We start from the raw sequence: 15,436 nt of genomic DNA, 5'->3' as shown, positions 1-15,436 counted from the left end.
CCCGAAGGTTCAGATAACTCGTTTCCGCTCGACTTGCATGTGTTAGGCCTGCCGCCAGCGTTCAATCTGAGCCATGATCAAACTCTTCAATTTAAGATTTTGTTCGGCTCAATGAATACTGAACATTACATAAGTAATGTTTGAATTGACTGTGCTGAATCTTTCGATTCAATGGTCACTTCGTTTCATTGAAACCTAATTTGAAGCCGAAGCTTCTAATTGGATTATCATCAACGAGTGCCCACACAGATTGATAGGTCTATATTGTTAAAGAGCTTGCTTATCGAGAAGTTTTTCTCTCAAAGCGGAGGTGCATTCTAACGAGATAATTGAGAGTGTCAAACACTTTTTTCAATTTATTTTCTCAGAAGCTTTTCACCTCTCCGACCCTGCTGAAGCCTTATCGCGTCTGCCGTGTCGGTGGATGCGCATTATAGGGAACTCAGATCCGTTCGCAACCCTTTTTTGAAAAAAAATGGAAAAAACTGACTGTTCGATGACTATTTCATCAAAAAAGCAAAAAAGAGGGTAAAAAACCCTCTTTTTCTGCCTTAAAAGCCGTATTTAAATGAATGCGTACGCGTCTGCGAACATACGTTCGCTCTTCGCTTTCTTATTCTGAGTGAACTGTTCACGTGCTGCACCAGCCATTTCAAAGCGGCCTGCAATATAAATATCGTAGTTTTCTAAGCTTTCGAAATCTTCGGCTACTGCTTGTAGCACGTTACCAACTTTACCTTGCCAGTCTGCAGGTGCTTCTTCTACTACTGGAACAAAGTGAACGTTAGCAAACTTATCGGCAATCTCGACCAGTTCTTCTTTAGCATAAAGCTGGCAGTTGTCTCGTGCACCCCAGTATAAATAGATAGGGTTGGTTTTGTTCTGTGCAACACAGTGATCCAGAATCGAGCGCACGTAACTAAAGCCAGTACCACCAGCAATCAATAATAGCGGGCGTTCGCTTTCTTCTTGAACCCAAGCATCACCATGTGGTGCATCAATCTCGATATGACCATCTGTTTCTAGGGCTGCTTGCATTGCTTCAACGACTTCTAGTGCATAAGCATTGTGTTCCGCCGCACCGATGTGCAGTTCAAGCTCACCTTCATGGCGACAAGGACTGCTCGCAATAGAGAAAGGACGTTTGTCTTTTTCACCCATCACGACCATTAGGTACTGACCTGCTTTAAAAGGCACAGGAGATTCTGGGTGAAGAAGGATTTGGTAAGTATTACAAGCTAACGGCTGAATAGACTTTACTTTACATTGGATGGTCATGGTGTTCCTCTCGCTTACTCGTCAAAAGTAAGCACTAAATTACTTTCTGTATAGGCTTGGCAAGGGAATATCCAACCTTGCTGTTGCTCTTTTTCGGTTAGCATCGGTTCGAGGTGATAGCTCACCTCGCCCGTTAGCTTTTTACACATGCACATGGCGCAAGCGCCAACTTGGCAACGGTGCGGGAAGCGAATATTGTTGTTGAGCGCAGCTTCCAACACCGTCTCCCCTTCTTTTACTTGGAACGTAACTTCCATTGGTAGAAGGTGGACTTGATGACTCATAGAATACCTAACTGGTCCCAAATCTCATCGACTTTAGCCACAAGTTTAGGATCTTTTTTGATAGGCGTGCCCCACTCGCGTGTGGCTTCAGATTCAAACTTATTGGTCGCATCGAGCCCAAGTTTAGATGAGCTACCCGCCTTACCACGAACTTGAGTGGTATCTCTGTCTGGATCCATTCGAGTTGTCACTGCCCAAATGATGTCATTCCAATCTTGTGCATTGACGTCATCGTCGCACAAAATAATGAATTTGTTGTCCGTGTACTGAGCAAAGAAGTCCCACAAGTATTCCATCAATGCTTGAGATTGACCGGCTTGGTCTTTCTTCATTGTCACGACAGCAAATTGGTTGTTCGCCGTTGCTGGTAGGTAGACATCGACAATTTCAGGGCGTTGCTGTTTCAACGCATCCAAATCAGATTGGGTAATCGCTTTGCTGTCTCGTTCAGTGACCTCGGTTCGTGTCGCCAGCTCAGCATCCCATTTAATGGTTGCATCTAAACCCATCTTGGATCCAAGACCAACCACTGGTGAAGCAAAGTCGAGCGAGTCGATTGGCGTGTTATCTATCATCAAGGTATCACGCACAGGATCCATATGCTCTGACATGGCTTTCACGACATCATTCCAATCTCGTGCGTTTACCGATTCATCGCACACAATAACAAACTTGGTATACATAAATTGACGTAAGAAAGACCACACGCCCATCATTACGCGCTTGGCGTGCCCCGGATATTGCTTCTTCATGGTGACGACTGCCATTCGGTACGAACAACCTTCTGGCGGTAGATAGAAGTCTTCAATCTCTGGAAATTGCTTTTGTAGAATCGGCACAAATACTTCGTTTAATGCCACACCCAATACAGCTGGCTCATCTGGCGGACGACCAGTGTAGGTGCTGTGATAAATAGGATCCCTACGCATAGTAATGTGCGTAATGGTAAATACGTGATGCTTTTCTTTTTCGTTATAGTAGCCAGTGTGGTCACCGTAAGGACCTTCATCAGCAAACTCATTCGGGTCGATATAGCCTTCCATCACGATTTCAGCGCTCGCTGGTACTTCCAAATCATTACTGACTGACTTCACGACTTCCGTTTTGCTTCCACGCAACAAACCTGCAAATGCGTATTCCGATAGCGTATCTGGCACAGGTGTTACTGCGCCAAGAATGGTTGCTGGGTCTGCACCAAACGCGACCGAAACTGGGAAAGGTTTACCTGGATTGGTTTCCATCCAATCGCGCAGGTCAAGCGCACCACCTCTGTGGGCTAACCAACGCATGATGATTTTGTTCTTGGCAATTTTCTGCTGGCGATAAATGCCAAGGTTCTGGCGCTTCTTGTTCGGACCTTTGGTTACGGTTAAACCCCAAGTAAGCAGCGGCGCAACATCTTCTGCCCAGCAGCTCATTACCGGAATCTTATCCAAGTCGATTTCATCACCTTGCCACACAATGTCTTGGCATGGTGCTTTACGTAAACGCTTAGCCGGCATGTTCAATACTTGCTTGAACACAGGCAGTTTTTCTAAGGCGTCTTTGAAGCCTTTTGGTGGCTCAGGTTCTTTTAAATAAGCCAGCAGCTTACCGACTTCTCTTAATTCTTTAACGTCTTCGCGTCCCATGCCGATTGCGACACGCTCTGGCGTACCAAATAGGTTCGTCAAAACAGGCACGTCGTAGCCGGTTGGGTTCTCAAACAACAATGCAGGACCACCAGCACGCAAGGTGCGGTCACTGATTTCTGTCATTTCATAAGCGGGATCGACGGAGTGAGTGATGCGTTTAAGTCGACCTTTCTGTTCTAGGTGGTCGATAAATTCGCGTAAATCCTTAAAACTCATAGGCCTTCATGCTGGCTGATTAAACTGTCCGCAGTATAACAAATAGGAGGACGCTAAGATCCTCCTATTTTGTGTGGGTATGTGAGCCAGATTACTTTAATACTTGCTCTATCTGCCGAGTCTTCACTTGATGGTTGTTAGAGACTAACTCTTCCAACCAGGTTTGATGCCCTTGCTGCGCCAGCTCTCGAGCGACCATGGTAGCTTCTTCCGATAGTGCCATTTTGCTCACTAGAAACTGTTTCACTTGCGGAGATAAAGGGTTGGACTTTGTAAGTAGACTAATGGCTTCTGGTTTGAGTGACGGATTGACGGTGGAGTTCATCAATTGCTGAATTGAAAAAACGTCCCCAACCGTAGCTAAACGCTCGAGTTCGGACTGGCTGTTGTAATCCGCTCTCATCCGCCAGAGTAAGTTGTACACTTCCTCATCTTGACTTACTTGCGCTAATCTCACGATCACGGCTGTCGATGGTAGCCAACTGGTCACATTCGCTTTGGTTAACTGAGTGGTTAATGCGGCAAGCGCATGCGGTGATAAGCTGTCCAACTCTCGAATCAAAAGTGCTTCACGCGCCTGAGCTTGTTGAGATTGCCCTGTAAGCCATTGCTTTAAGTCGAGCTCTTTTCGCTCAGCTTGTAGTACAAAGTCCAAAGTACTTTGGTCTTGCTTCCAACGCTTAATCAAGCGGCTCGCAATGGCAGGAAAGTTAAAGGCAGGTACACTAAACTCATACCCGTCCCCTCGCTCTAGAACCTGATAAGTAGGAGTCATACGGATCTGAGACTCAACAAACAGAGCCATTCTAGGCGTGAGAATCACATCTTGCTTCTCAAGCTTTTCCAATAACCGAAAACGCACGACCTCTTGTTGAGGTAAAGCTAGTCGATCAAGGGCAAATTTAAGCGAGTCGACCTCATCCCTGACAACGTAATCAAGCAGTTCAGAGACTTTAGCCTGTATTTGAGTATCCTGAAGCCACTGTTCTACTACAGACTCCTGCATTTCCTTGGCAGATAACGTCGCGGGTAGTGTGATAAGTGACAAGCTCAGGAGTAATGACGACAACATTCCTTGTTGCATGTTAACCTCCCGATAACATTTCTCCTCATTCTGATGCTTCCATCGGGAGAAAGCAACAAAAAAGCCACCGTTAACGGTGGCTTTTTTAGAATAAGGACTCAGCTATTACTGACGACGCATCGCATCGAAGAACTCATCGTTGGTCTTCGTCATCGCGAGCTTATCAATGAGGAATTCCATCGCGTCGATTTCGCCCATTGGGTGAACGATCTTACGCAGAATCCACATTTTCTGTAGTTCATCAGTCTTCGTCAGTAGCTCTTCACGACGTGTACCTGAACGGTTGAAGTCAATCGCAGGGAATACACGCTTCTCAGCAATCTTACGGTTCAAGTGCAGTTCCATGTTACCTGTACCCTTGAACTCTTCGTAGATAACTTCATCCATCTTAGAACCAGTATCTACTAGTGCCGTTGCGATGATCGTTAGGCTACCGCCCTCTTCAACATTACGTGCTGCACCAAAGAAACGCTTAGGACGGTGTAGTGCGTTTGCATCCACACCACCTGTCAGTACTTTACCTGATGAAGGTACTACGGTGTTGTAAGCACGAGCGAGACGAGTGATAGAGTCAAGCAGGATAACCACGTCTTTCTTGTGTTCAACAAGACGTTTCGCTTTCTCGATTACCATTTCCGCTACTTGTACGTGACGAGATGCTGGCTCATCGAAAGTCGACGCGACTACTTCACCTTTAACTAGACGCTGCATCTCTGTTACTTCTTCTGGACGTTCGTCGATAAGAAGTACCATCAACTCACACTCAGGGTGGTTGTATGCGATGCTTTGAGCAATATTTTGCAGAAGCATTGTCTTACCCGCTTTTGGCGGAGCAACAATCAGACCACGTTGACCTTTACCGATAGGCGATGCCAAATCTAAAACACGTGCTGTGATGTCTTCTGTAGAACCGTTACCACGCTCCATTACCATGCGTTCATTTGCATGCAGAGGGGTAAGGTTTTCAAATAGGATCTTGTTACGAGCGTTGTCTGGTTTGTCGTCGTTAACGGTATTGACTTTTAGAAGGGCAAAGTAGCGTTCACCGTCTTTTGGTGGACGAATTTTACCAGCGATAGAGTCACCAGTACGTAGGTTAAAGCGACGAATCTGACTTGGTGATACGTAGATATCGTCCGGACCCGCAAGGTATGAACTATCTGCACTGCGTAGGAAACCAAAGCCGTCTTGCAGAATTTCCAGAACCCCATCGCCAAAGATGTCTTCGCCGCCTTTAGCGTGCGCTTTTAAAATCGCGAAGATGATGTCTTGTTTTCTTAAGCGAGCTAGGTTCTCTAATCCTAAGCTTTCGCCCAGTTTTACAAGGTCAGACACAGGTCTGTTCTTCAGTTCGGTAAGGTTCATGGTGGTGGATTCTTGTTTAGTCAAAATAAGATCTGTTTTCTAGTTAAGATGGATTTGGTCTCAGGATCGACCAAGAAGAGAAATTTGTTCAATTAACGCGCGATAAGTTAGCACTAATTAGTATTCTAGTCCAGAGTTAGAAAAACAAAACCGTGCGTTGTTACTTTGCACGGTTTTATCTGTAATCACTTGGTGATTATAAGTTTGCGTCCAAAAACTCTTTTAGTTGAGTTTTAGACAGAGCACCAACTTTCGTTGCCGCTACGTTGCCGTCTTTGAATAGCAGTAGCGTTGGAATGCCGCGAATACCAAACTTAGGTGGTGTACCTGCGTTATGGTCGATGTTTAGTTTACCGATAGTGAGTTTGCCTTCGTACTCGTCTGCGATTTCGTCCAGAATAGGAGCGATCATTTTACAAGGACCACACCATTCTGCCCAGAAATCCACTAGAACCGGGCCTGCAGCGTTGATTACATCGTTTTCAAAACCGTCATCAGTTAGCTGCAAAATCTTATCACTCATCTTCCACTCCAATGTGTTTTTCGAAACTGGTTGGATGATAACCAGTAATTAGATGCCCTATTGGAATGTATTTACTTTCGTATTGCAAGCTTTAGCTGATATTCTATAGCCATGAAAAAGACGCATATCACAGAGCAAAAGTTCGCCGATTTGGGCTTAAAGCCCCAAGTTATTGAAGGATTGGACAAAAAAGGGTTCGAATTTTGTACCCCTATCCAAGCCTTGGCGTTGCCGGTCCTGCTCACCGGCCAAGACATCGCAGGCCAGGCCCAAACGGGTACTGGTAAAACGCTCGCGTTTCTTACTGCTACATTCAACCACCTTCTGACGACACCGGAGCATGAAGGTCGTAAACCTACGCAGCCACGCGCAATCATTATGGCGCCAACACGTGAGCTTGCTATTCAGATTTACAATGATGCAGAAGCATTAACTGAGAGCACTGGTCTAAAAACCGCTTTGGCTTACGGTGGTGAAAGCTACGATAAGCAATTGAATAAGCTGCAAGATGGTGTCGATATTCTGATTGGTACGACAGGTCGTATCATCGATTTCTACAAACAGCGCGTATTCAACCTTAACAACATTCAAGCCGTTGTTCTGGATGAAGCCGACCGCATGTTCGATCTTGGCTTTATTAAAGACATTCGCTTCTTGTTCCGTCGTATGCCTGAACCAAAAGAGCGTTTGAACATGCTGTTCTCAGCGACGCTTTCTTACCGCGTTCAAGAACTGGCATTTGAGCACATGAACACCCCTGAGCATGTTGTGGTAGAGCCAGAACAGAAAACTGGTCACCGCATTCAGGAAGAACTTTTCTACCCTTCTAACGAAGATAAAATGGCCCTCCTTCAAACTTTGATTGAAGAAGAATGGCCAGATCGCGCCATCATTTTTGCGAACACGAAACACAAATGTGAATCGGTTTGGGGTCACTTGGCTGCCGATGGACACCGTGTCGGTCTTCTTACTGGTGATGTACCGCAGAAGAAACGTGAAAAGATTCTTGAGCAATTCACCAAAGGTGATGTCGACATTCTTGTTGCAACTGACGTTGCTGCCCGTGGTCTGCATATTCCTCAAGTGACGCACGTTTTCAACTACGACCTTCCTGACGACTGTGAAGATTACGTTCACCGTATTGGCCGTACAGGTCGTGCTGGTGCAAGCGGCCACTCGATCAGTTTTGCTTGTGAAGAGTACGCTATTAACCTGCCTGCAATCGAAGAATACATTGAGCACACTATCCCAGTTTCAGAATACGATTCGTCAGCGCTGATCCAAGATCTGCCAGCGCCAATTCGTATGCGTGCGCCACGCAACCAACAGCGTCGTACGAATACTGGCGGTACTCGTTCAGGTTCAGGTAACCGCAAGCCGCAAGGACGTCGTCCGCGCCAACCGCGTCAATCGGCACCAAAACAATCGTAAAAGGAAACTGAGTTCGTTTATGAGTCAAGCAGGATCATCGCCGCTATACGCCGCCATCGACCTCGGGTCGAACAGTTTTCACATGCTCGTTGTGCGTCATATCGATGGCAGCGTTCAAACAATGGCTAAAATTAAGCGCAAGGTTCGTCTAGCAGCGGGCCTAGATGAACATAATTCTCTTAGTATGGAAGCTATGCAGCGAGGATGGGACTGCTTAAGTCTATTTGCGGAACGCTTGCAGGATATTCCTAAACAAAACATTCGTATTGTAGGCACAGCCACTTTACGTACCGCCACGAATGTAGATGTGTTTCTGGAGAAAGCGAACCAGATTCTTGGTCAACCAATCGACGTTATCTCCGGTGAAGAAGAAGCGGCCACTATCTATAAAGGTGTCGCACACACTTCTGGAGGCAGCGGTCGCCGCCTTGTTGTCGATATCGGTGGCGCAAGTACAGAACTCATCATCGGTGAAGGTTTCGAAGCCAAAGCACTGACCAGTTTAAAAATGGGTTGTGTGACTTGGCTGGAAAACTTCTTTAAAGATCGCCAGTTGAATGCGCGTAACTTTGACGCAGCAATTGAAGGCGCGAAGCAGACAATCCAGCCAATTCTAGAGCGCTATACAGAAATCGGTTGGGATGTGTGCGTTGGCGCATCAGGCACCGTTCAGGCATTGCAAGAGATAATGCTAGCGCAAGGTATGGACGAAGTAATCACTCACTCCAAATTGAAACGCCTGCAGAAGCAAGCCATGTTAGCCGATCATTTAGAAGAGCTCGACATTGAAGGCTTAACGCTTGAGCGTGCATTAGTGTTCCCTAGCGGCCTATCTATTTTGATTGCCGTTTTTGAATTACTGGAAATCGACGCGATGACACTAGCGGGCGGCGCACTACGTGAAGGCTTAGTCTACGAGATGGTTGAAGAGCTACGTCAAGAAGACATCCGTGCTCGCACAATTGCCAGCGTACAAAATCGTTATCAGCTCGATCACCAATACGGTGAACAAGTTGCGACACTGGCAAGCAAACTGTTGGAGCAAGCCGGCGGCGATGAGTGGATTACGGAACCTCAAGGCAAAATATTGCTTGAAACCGCCGCAAAGCTGCATGAAATCGGCTTAACGATCGATTTCAAAAAAGGCGGTGAGCACAGTGCTTACCTACTCCAGAATTTGGATTTACCTGGCTACACTCGCGCGCAGAAGTTCTTTATTGGTGAGATTGCCCGTCGTTATCGAGAACAACTCACCTCACTGCCTGAGCAACACGCGTTATCAGGCTCAAGTGCCAAGCGCGTACTGCGGTTGTTGCGCTTAGCGGTGTTGTTGACTCACCGTCGCAACCAAAACTTAGAGCCAAACGTCGTATTAACGGCTGAAGGTGACAACCTAACCTTAAACATTGATGCACAGTGGCTAGCGGCCAACCCGTTGACCGCAGCTGAGCTAGAAATCGAATCCAACCGTCAAACTGATATCGGTTGGCCATTAACGATTACCTCTGATTAATGGTTGTTATCCCATGACAAAGGCTCCTTCTGGAGCCTTTTTAATACCCGTTATTATCCTATGTACAACTCATAGAGTTTTGAGACACCAATGATCTAAATACTCATTTCGCTGTACATTTGCTTTAGAAACAACAAAGCCGCTATTAAAAGCGGCCTTGTTGCTATTAACTGATGAAAACTATGCCGTCGTCGTAACTTTAAAGTTAGGGTTCACTGCCGTTAGCTTCTTAATTAAGTAATTCAGTAGTACGCCGTACATAGGCACAAACAGACCAAGACTAATCACTAACTTAAAGCCGTAGTCCACCAGCGCGATTTCCGTCCAATGTTCCGCCATAAATGGATCTGGACTTTGGTAGAACGCAATCGCGAAGAAGGCGATCGTATCCAGTGCATTACCAAAAAGCGTTGAACACGTTGGGGCCACCCACCACTGTTTCATTTGACGTAGGCGGTTGAACACGTGCACATCCATAATCTGACCAAGTAGATACGCCATGAAGCTAGCAATCGCGATACGAGCAACGAATAAGTTAAATTCCCCTAAGTGACCAAAACCTTGGAACTGCCCCTCGAAGAACACCACCGATAAGAAGTAAGAGACAGCCAAAGCAGGCAACATTACTAAGAAAATGATCTTACGCGCCAACTGAGCACCGAAAATACGTACGGTTAAATCCGTCGCAAGGAAAATAAATGGGAAGGTGAATGCACCCCAGGTGGTATGTAAGCCAAAGATAGTAAACGGTAGCTGAACTAGGTAATTGCTGGATGCAATAATGACTAGATGAAATAAAACCAGATAGATAAGGGCGTTGCGCTGCTGCGCAGGGGTAAAGTTACTCATGCGATACCTTTTTAGTTTGGTTTGGGGGCGAGGGAACCCAAATCGAGCGCTTTCTACAGAGAAAAGCACTCTTACCAACAATGTAAAAAATGACGATTAAACTAACTTAACTCATTCAGAGTAAAGCGGTGGGCGATTATACATTAACCAATTTTACTCACAAGCGGTGTTTTATACGCAAACGTTTCTTCGCGAACATCACGTCAAAACCAAGCTCTTTGATGCAAAAATAAGAAAGGGGGTTTCATGTGAAACACCCTTTAAAGAATAGATAACTTGAATTTAGAAGCCGCGTTGGAACAATCCGGCTAAATAGTCGAGCTCTTCCCTACTCTCTTCTATTGTTAGCGCTTCAAACCAAATCGCTTCGCTGTAGTGCTCCGCTTTCATAAATAAGCGGCAGCCTTCAAAATCGATCAACCAAGAGTGAATATCCGCATCCCACTGTTTTTCTACCACAGACGCAGATAATAATCCCACCAAACGCTCACCCAGTGCCGGAAAAGTATCGAGGTCGAAGCTTGGAGCGGTAATAATAAGACGCCCTTCTTCAACAATGTAATCAGCGAGACCAAATTCCTTGTGCATATGGATTCCTTATCCGTGGTGAGTAATGTGTTCTTGGATCAGATCCAAGAATGGATCGGCGTATTTTTCTAGTTTACGTTGACCAACGCCACTAACCGCTAACATTTCGCCGTATGACGTTGGCAGCATTTCTGCCATATCAATCAAGGTCGCATCACTGAATACCACGTATGGTGGCAAACCGTCTTCATCGGCGATCGACTTACGTAGCTTACGTAATTTGGCAAACAACTTCTTGTCGTAGTTTTTGCTGGTCAGTTTATCCGACTTCGCGGCACGTGCTGCGGTATCTAAACGTGGAACTGCAAGTTCTAAAGACACATCCCCACGTAGTAATGGACGTGCTTCTTCGGTTAATTGCAACGTCGAGTTACGAGTGATGTTTTGAAATAGCAGCCCTTTATGAATTAACTGGCGGAAGATACTCACCCAGTAATCATGGCTGTGATCACGACCAATGCCGTAAGTCGAAATTTTATCGTGGCCATGTTCGCGCACACGAATGTTTTGCATCCCACGCAGCACCTCAACCACATACGTCATACCAAAACTTTGGTTAACGCGGTAAACACACGACAACGCTTTGCGCGCTTCTTCGGTCGCATCAAAGTGTTTTGGTGGGTCCAGGCAGATATCGCAGTTACCACACGGCTTTTCGCGATACTCTCCAAAATAGTTGAGCAGTACCTGACGACGACAGGTTTGCGCTTCCGCAAAAGCACTCATCGCATTGAGTTTGTGGCTTTCTACCTGCTTCTGCGGTCCATCATCTTTTTCATCCAACATACGACGCAACCAACTGATGTCGGCTGGGTCATACAACATCATAGCCTCGGCAGGCAGGCCATCTCGCCCTGCTCGACCGGTTTCCTGATAATAGGACTCGATGTTACGTGGAATATCAAAATGCACAACAAAGCGCACGTTTGGCTTATTGATACCCATGCCGAATGCAACCGTCGCAACGACGATTTGAATGTCATCACGTTGAAAAGCTTCCTGAACGTAAGCTCGCTCTTCAGTATCCATCCCTGCATGATAACCAGCAGCGCGGATATGGTTGTTGCATAGCTTCTCGGTCACCATTTCAACTTTCTTACGACTGCCGCAGTAAATAATGCCGCAGCTTCCCTTCTGGGTGGCTAGATAGCGAATGATTTGAGAAACCGGTTTGTGCTTTTCTACCAAGGTGTAACGAATGTTGGGACGATCAAAGCTTCCTAGATACACCTGAGGCTCATGTAAGCGTAAGCGTTCTAGAATATCACGACGCGTCGCATCATCGGCGGTGGCAGTGAGTGCCATAAAAGGTACATGTGAAAAGTGTTGCTTTAACTGACCTAGCGCCGCGTATTCTGGGCGAAAATCATGTCCCCACTGAGAGATACAATGTGCTTCATCCACGGCGATCATAGATAAGGGTAAGTTTTCTAAACGCTCAATAAAGTCACGCATTAACACGCGCTCTGGCGAAACATACACTAGCTTAAGCTGACCAGAGTGCATGCGATTATACACACTCAGTAGCTCTTCTCGATTCATGGTCGAGTTCACACACTCCGCAGCTACGCCATTGGCTTTCAGCTGATCAACTTGGTCTTTCATCAATGAAATCAGCGGTGAAATCACCAAGGTAATCCCTGAGCGCACTAACGCCGGAATTTGGTAACAGAGAGATTTACCACCACCCGTCGGCATGATGACTAAGCTGTCTTTGCCTTCGATAGCGGCTTCAATAACTTCTTGCTGGCCATCACGAAACGTCTGGTAACCGAATACTTCCTCCAACACACGTTGAGGCGTTACAGGCGTATCTGATTGTTCGGCTAGCAAGGTTGAGGTCATGAATAATCTCAGATTGAGTGATCGTAGAAATGCTTTTGCATGCCCAGGCACACAAAGTGAGGGCACATTGTAATGGGGTTTCGTGGTGAATAAAACCGCAAATTGCTAGGTGTTTCGCATCACGACTCGTATACTGATTTTCTGCTCTATAAACACACAATTAGGTGACACCTCATGACACCAGAAGACGAACAACAACGCGCTCGGCAAGGTATCTTGCTGGCGATTGGTGCCTATACCATGTGGGGCATTGCGCCGATGTATTTTAAATCCATCGCACAAGTATCCCCTTTGGAGATTCTGAGCCACCGGGTGATTTGGTCTTTCTTTTTGCTTGCCGCACTCCTTCACTTTGGCCGTCACTGGCGCTCGGTTTACTACATCGCGAAAGACAAAACGAAGATCGCTTACCTGATCGCAAGTTCTGTATTAATTGGCGGAAACTGGCTGATTTTCATCTGGGCGGTCAATTCCAATCATATGCTTGACGCGAGCTTAGGCTATTACATCAACCCATTAATCAATGTCTTGCTCGGCATGGTCTTTTTGGGAGAGCGACTTCGTAAGTTGCAATGGTTTGCTGTCGTATTAGCGGGCTGTGGTGTACTGGTCCAATTGATTGTTTTCGGCTCCGTGCCCATTGTTGCGATGGCGTTAGCAATGAGTTTCGGCTTCTATGGCCTCTTAAGGAAGAAAGTCAGTGTCGATGCAAAAACAGGATTGTTTATCGAAACATTACTCCTTCTGCCTGTCGCCGCCGTGTATCTGCTGTTTATTGCAGAAACCCCAACGTCGAATATGCTCACTAACCCGTTAGCATTAAATAGCTTGTTGATTGCAGCAGGGGTGATTACCACACTGCCCCTACTTTGTTTTACGGGTGCGGCAACAAGACTCAAATTATCAACATTGGGCTTTTTCCAGTACATTGGCCCAAGCTTGATGTTCTTACTTGCAGTACTGATGTATGGCGAACCCTTTAGCATGGATAAAGCGATTACCTTTGCCTTTATTTGGGGAGCGCTAGTCGTATTTAGCTTTGATGGACTGCGCAACAACCGTCGCTCACGCCGAATCGTTCAGCCACAGTGATCGTTTTTTACAAGACAAGTTAGAAATTGCCAGATAAGCTTGGTCATAATGTGACCAAGCTTTTTTGTATGTAATGGAACAGATTCAATACTACGCAACCGACCATGATCAGCTGAGCCTGATCGAGGCGAAATACCAGAAGTTTGCCTTCCAAAGGCACTATCATCTGGACTTTCACCTCGGTCTGATCACGCATGGCACGCAAAAGTTCCAATATCAAGGCTGTAGCCATCAAGTGGGTCATGGGCAAATCGTAATTATGCCGCCAGATGAACTGCACGACGGGCACTCTAAGCTCGAAAGTGGCTATGAAGTGAATGTATTTGCGATCGAGCCGCACCTACTCAGCGATCTTGCCGATCTTAGTCAAAATGGTCAAATAATCCGCTTTAATGAATTGATCATCTCCGATCCACAGATATTTTCACAACTTAGTAACTTGCATGCTCTTCTTCGCCGCGAGAACCTCAGCCAACTCACCAAAGATTGCCTTCCTTTTGAAGGATTTAATCAACTTTTTGATCGCTACGGATCACTCGCGAGGCAAAAAGTGGTTCCGCTTGGAAAACAGTCTTTGCATACCTTAAAAGATTACTTAATGGCGAATCTCGACCAAACAGTTCGTTTAGATGCACTATCAGAGCTCTGTCAACTGAGCCCCACGCAATTTCAACGCCATTTCAAAGCGCAAACAGGTATGACTCCCTACGCTTGGTTTGCTCGCTTGCGATTAGAGCAAGGAATGAAACTACTCCAAGCAGGATGGTGTGGTACGGACGTCGCCTATCAAGTGGGTTTTTATGATCAGGCCCACTTTAGTAAAGCGTTTAAACAAACCTATGGCGTCTCGCCTTCACAAGTGGCACGCTAATACCTCATACACTGTGGTATTCAGTACTGCTAGTTTTTTACAAGCACTACCGAATAAGAATCACGACAATAGCTCATATCCACTATGTTTTGAGATGTGTTATGAATGAATCGACTATCCTTTTAACGCTTGCCAGTATCCACTTCATTGCCTTAATGAGCCCAGGTCCGGATTTTGCGCTTGTGGTACAAAATGCCACCCGTCATGGCCGTCAAACCGGCTTATACATTGCGCTTGGCTTATCAGTCGGTATTTTGCTGCATTCTTTATTCAGCCTAACGGGGGTGAGCTATTTAGTTCACCAGCATCCTCTGCTCTACTCCGTCTTACAATTGCTTGGGGGCAGCTATCTGTTGTATTTGGGTGTCGGTGCACTGCGCGGCGTGATCGCGATGATCAAAAACCCACTTTCTGATCAGCCAAGCAAAAACAGTAATCTTGTGATCGGTAATAAACGCCAAGCGTTTACCAAGGGGTTCGCAACTAATATTCTCAACCCCAAAGCCTTAGTATTTTTTGTAAGTTTAATGTCGAGCCTTGTCCCAGTGGGCATGTCGGTGACAGGAAAAGGAATTGCTCTGGTGATTTTGTTTGGTTTGTCGCTACTCTGGTTTTCTAGCCTTGCATGGATGCTGTCAACGCAGCGCTTGCAAACAAGATTGCAGCAAGCCGGCATTTATATAGATGGTTTATGTGGTGTGGTATTTACCCTAGTTGGCAGCAGTATTTTAGTGCAAACCTTCCGCTCCTTTCTCGATAACTCTCTGATTTAAAAGCGTCGCACACTCGACATTTCTTTAATAGGAAACTCGACGACTATCTCCGTGGCTGCCAAGCTGAATAACCTTAGTTGGCAACATGGA

14 protein-coding genes and 1 rRNA gene are annotated in these 15,436 nt (G+C 46.1%); 5 read left to right on the top strand and 10 right to left on the bottom strand.

Annotated elements, in window-relative coordinates:
• The 7 genes from CBX98_RS23745 to trxA all read right to left on the bottom strand — a co-directional run.
• Positions 1-93, bottom strand: a 16S ribosomal RNA gene (locus tag CBX98_RS23745); the annotation flags it as partial.
• Between the two features lie 471 nt (positions 94-564).
• Positions 565-1,278, bottom strand: coding sequence for an NAD(P)H-flavin reductase (fre, locus tag CBX98_RS23735; RefSeq protein WP_005451180.1), 714 nt, complete (start codon positions 1,276-1,278; stop codon positions 565-567).
• Between the two features lie 14 nt (positions 1,279-1,292).
• Entirely contained in the window at positions 1,293-1,562 is a 270-nt protein-coding gene (locus tag CBX98_RS23730) for a 2Fe-2S iron-sulfur cluster-binding protein (protein ID WP_109170376.1), read from the bottom strand.
• Entirely contained in the window at positions 1,559-3,412 is a 1,854-nt protein-coding gene (gene ubiD, locus CBX98_RS23725; RefSeq protein WP_109170375.1) for a 4-hydroxy-3-polyprenylbenzoate decarboxylase, read from the bottom strand. The genes CBX98_RS23730 and ubiD overlap by 4 nt, the downstream gene beginning before the upstream one ends.
• A gap of 91 nt (positions 3,413-3,503) precedes the next feature.
• Positions 3,504-4,496 (bottom strand): hypothetical protein, encoded by a 993-nt coding sequence (locus CBX98_RS23720; protein WP_005398448.1) that lies wholly within the window; start codon positions 4,494-4,496, stop codon positions 3,504-3,506.
• A gap of 105 nt (positions 4,497-4,601) precedes the next feature.
• The gene (rho, locus tag CBX98_RS23710; protein WP_005378757.1) at positions 4,602-5,861 is read right to left on the bottom strand and encodes a transcription termination factor Rho; all 1,260 of its coding nucleotides are present in this window, start codon (positions 5,859-5,861) and stop codon (positions 4,602-4,604) included.
• 196 nt (positions 5,862-6,057) lie between these two features.
• Positions 6,058-6,384, bottom strand: coding sequence for a thioredoxin TrxA (gene trxA / locus CBX98_RS23705; protein ID WP_004745500.1), 327 nt, complete (start codon positions 6,382-6,384; stop codon positions 6,058-6,060).
• A 111-nt stretch (positions 6,385-6,495) separates the two neighbouring features.
• Here trxA and rhlB point away from each other — a divergent pair, with 111 nt between their 5' ends.
• A complete protein-coding gene (rhlB, locus tag CBX98_RS23700) occupies positions 6,496-7,815 on the top strand; it encodes an ATP-dependent RNA helicase RhlB (RefSeq protein ID WP_005397003.1) in 1,320 nt (439 codons plus the stop codon).
• Positions 7,816-7,834: 19 nt separating this feature from the next.
• Entirely contained in the window at positions 7,835-9,328 is a 1,494-nt protein-coding gene (gppA, locus tag CBX98_RS23695) for a guanosine-5'-triphosphate,3'-diphosphate diphosphatase (protein ID WP_046874560.1), read from the top strand.
• Between the two features lie 180 nt (positions 9,329-9,508).
• On the opposite strand, the gene CBX98_RS23690 is transcribed toward gppA, so the two are convergent.
• The 3 genes from CBX98_RS23690 to recQ all read right to left on the bottom strand — a co-directional run bounded on the left by CBX98_RS23690 (position 9,509) and on the right by recQ (position 12,610).
• On the bottom strand, positions 9,509-10,177 hold the full coding sequence (locus CBX98_RS23690; RefSeq protein WP_005397008.1) for a 7-cyano-7-deazaguanine/7-aminomethyl-7-deazaguanine transporter: 669 nt from the start codon (positions 10,175-10,177) through the stop codon (positions 9,509-9,511).
• A gap of 282 nt (positions 10,178-10,459) precedes the next feature.
• Entirely contained in the window at positions 10,460-10,765 is a 306-nt protein-coding gene (locus CBX98_RS23685; protein ID WP_005397009.1) for a DUF3630 family protein, read from the bottom strand.
• 9 nt (positions 10,766-10,774) lie between these two features.
• Positions 10,775-12,610 (bottom strand): ATP-dependent DNA helicase RecQ, encoded by a 1,836-nt coding sequence (recQ, locus tag CBX98_RS23680; protein ID WP_005397012.1) that lies wholly within the window; start codon positions 12,608-12,610, stop codon positions 10,775-10,777.
• 174 nt (positions 12,611-12,784) lie between these two features.
• On the opposite strand from recQ, the gene rarD reads away from it, so the two are divergent.
• The 3 genes from rarD to CBX98_RS23665 all read left to right on the top strand — a co-directional run bounded on the left by rarD (position 12,785) and on the right by CBX98_RS23665 (position 15,346).
• Entirely contained in the window at positions 12,785-13,702 is a 918-nt protein-coding gene (gene rarD, locus CBX98_RS23675; protein ID WP_109170374.1) for an EamA family transporter RarD, read from the top strand.
• A 73-nt stretch (positions 13,703-13,775) separates the two neighbouring features.
• Entirely contained in the window at positions 13,776-14,573 is a 798-nt protein-coding gene (locus CBX98_RS23670) for an AraC family transcriptional regulator (RefSeq protein ID WP_006743074.1), read from the top strand.
• A gap of 101 nt (positions 14,574-14,674) precedes the next feature.
• Positions 14,675-15,346 (top strand): LysE family translocator, encoded by a 672-nt coding sequence (locus CBX98_RS23665; RefSeq protein ID WP_109170373.1) that lies wholly within the window; start codon positions 14,675-14,677, stop codon positions 15,344-15,346.
• Positions 15,347-15,436 lie beyond the last annotated feature (90 nt).

The organism is Vibrio sp. T9 (assembly GCF_003123985.1).
GTDB lineage: Bacteria > Pseudomonadota > Gammaproteobacteria > Enterobacterales > Vibrionaceae > Vibrio > Vibrio diabolicus.
The sequence above is the reverse complement of the archived record's forward strand: the minus strand, read 5'-3'. Positions and strand labels throughout refer to the sequence as shown.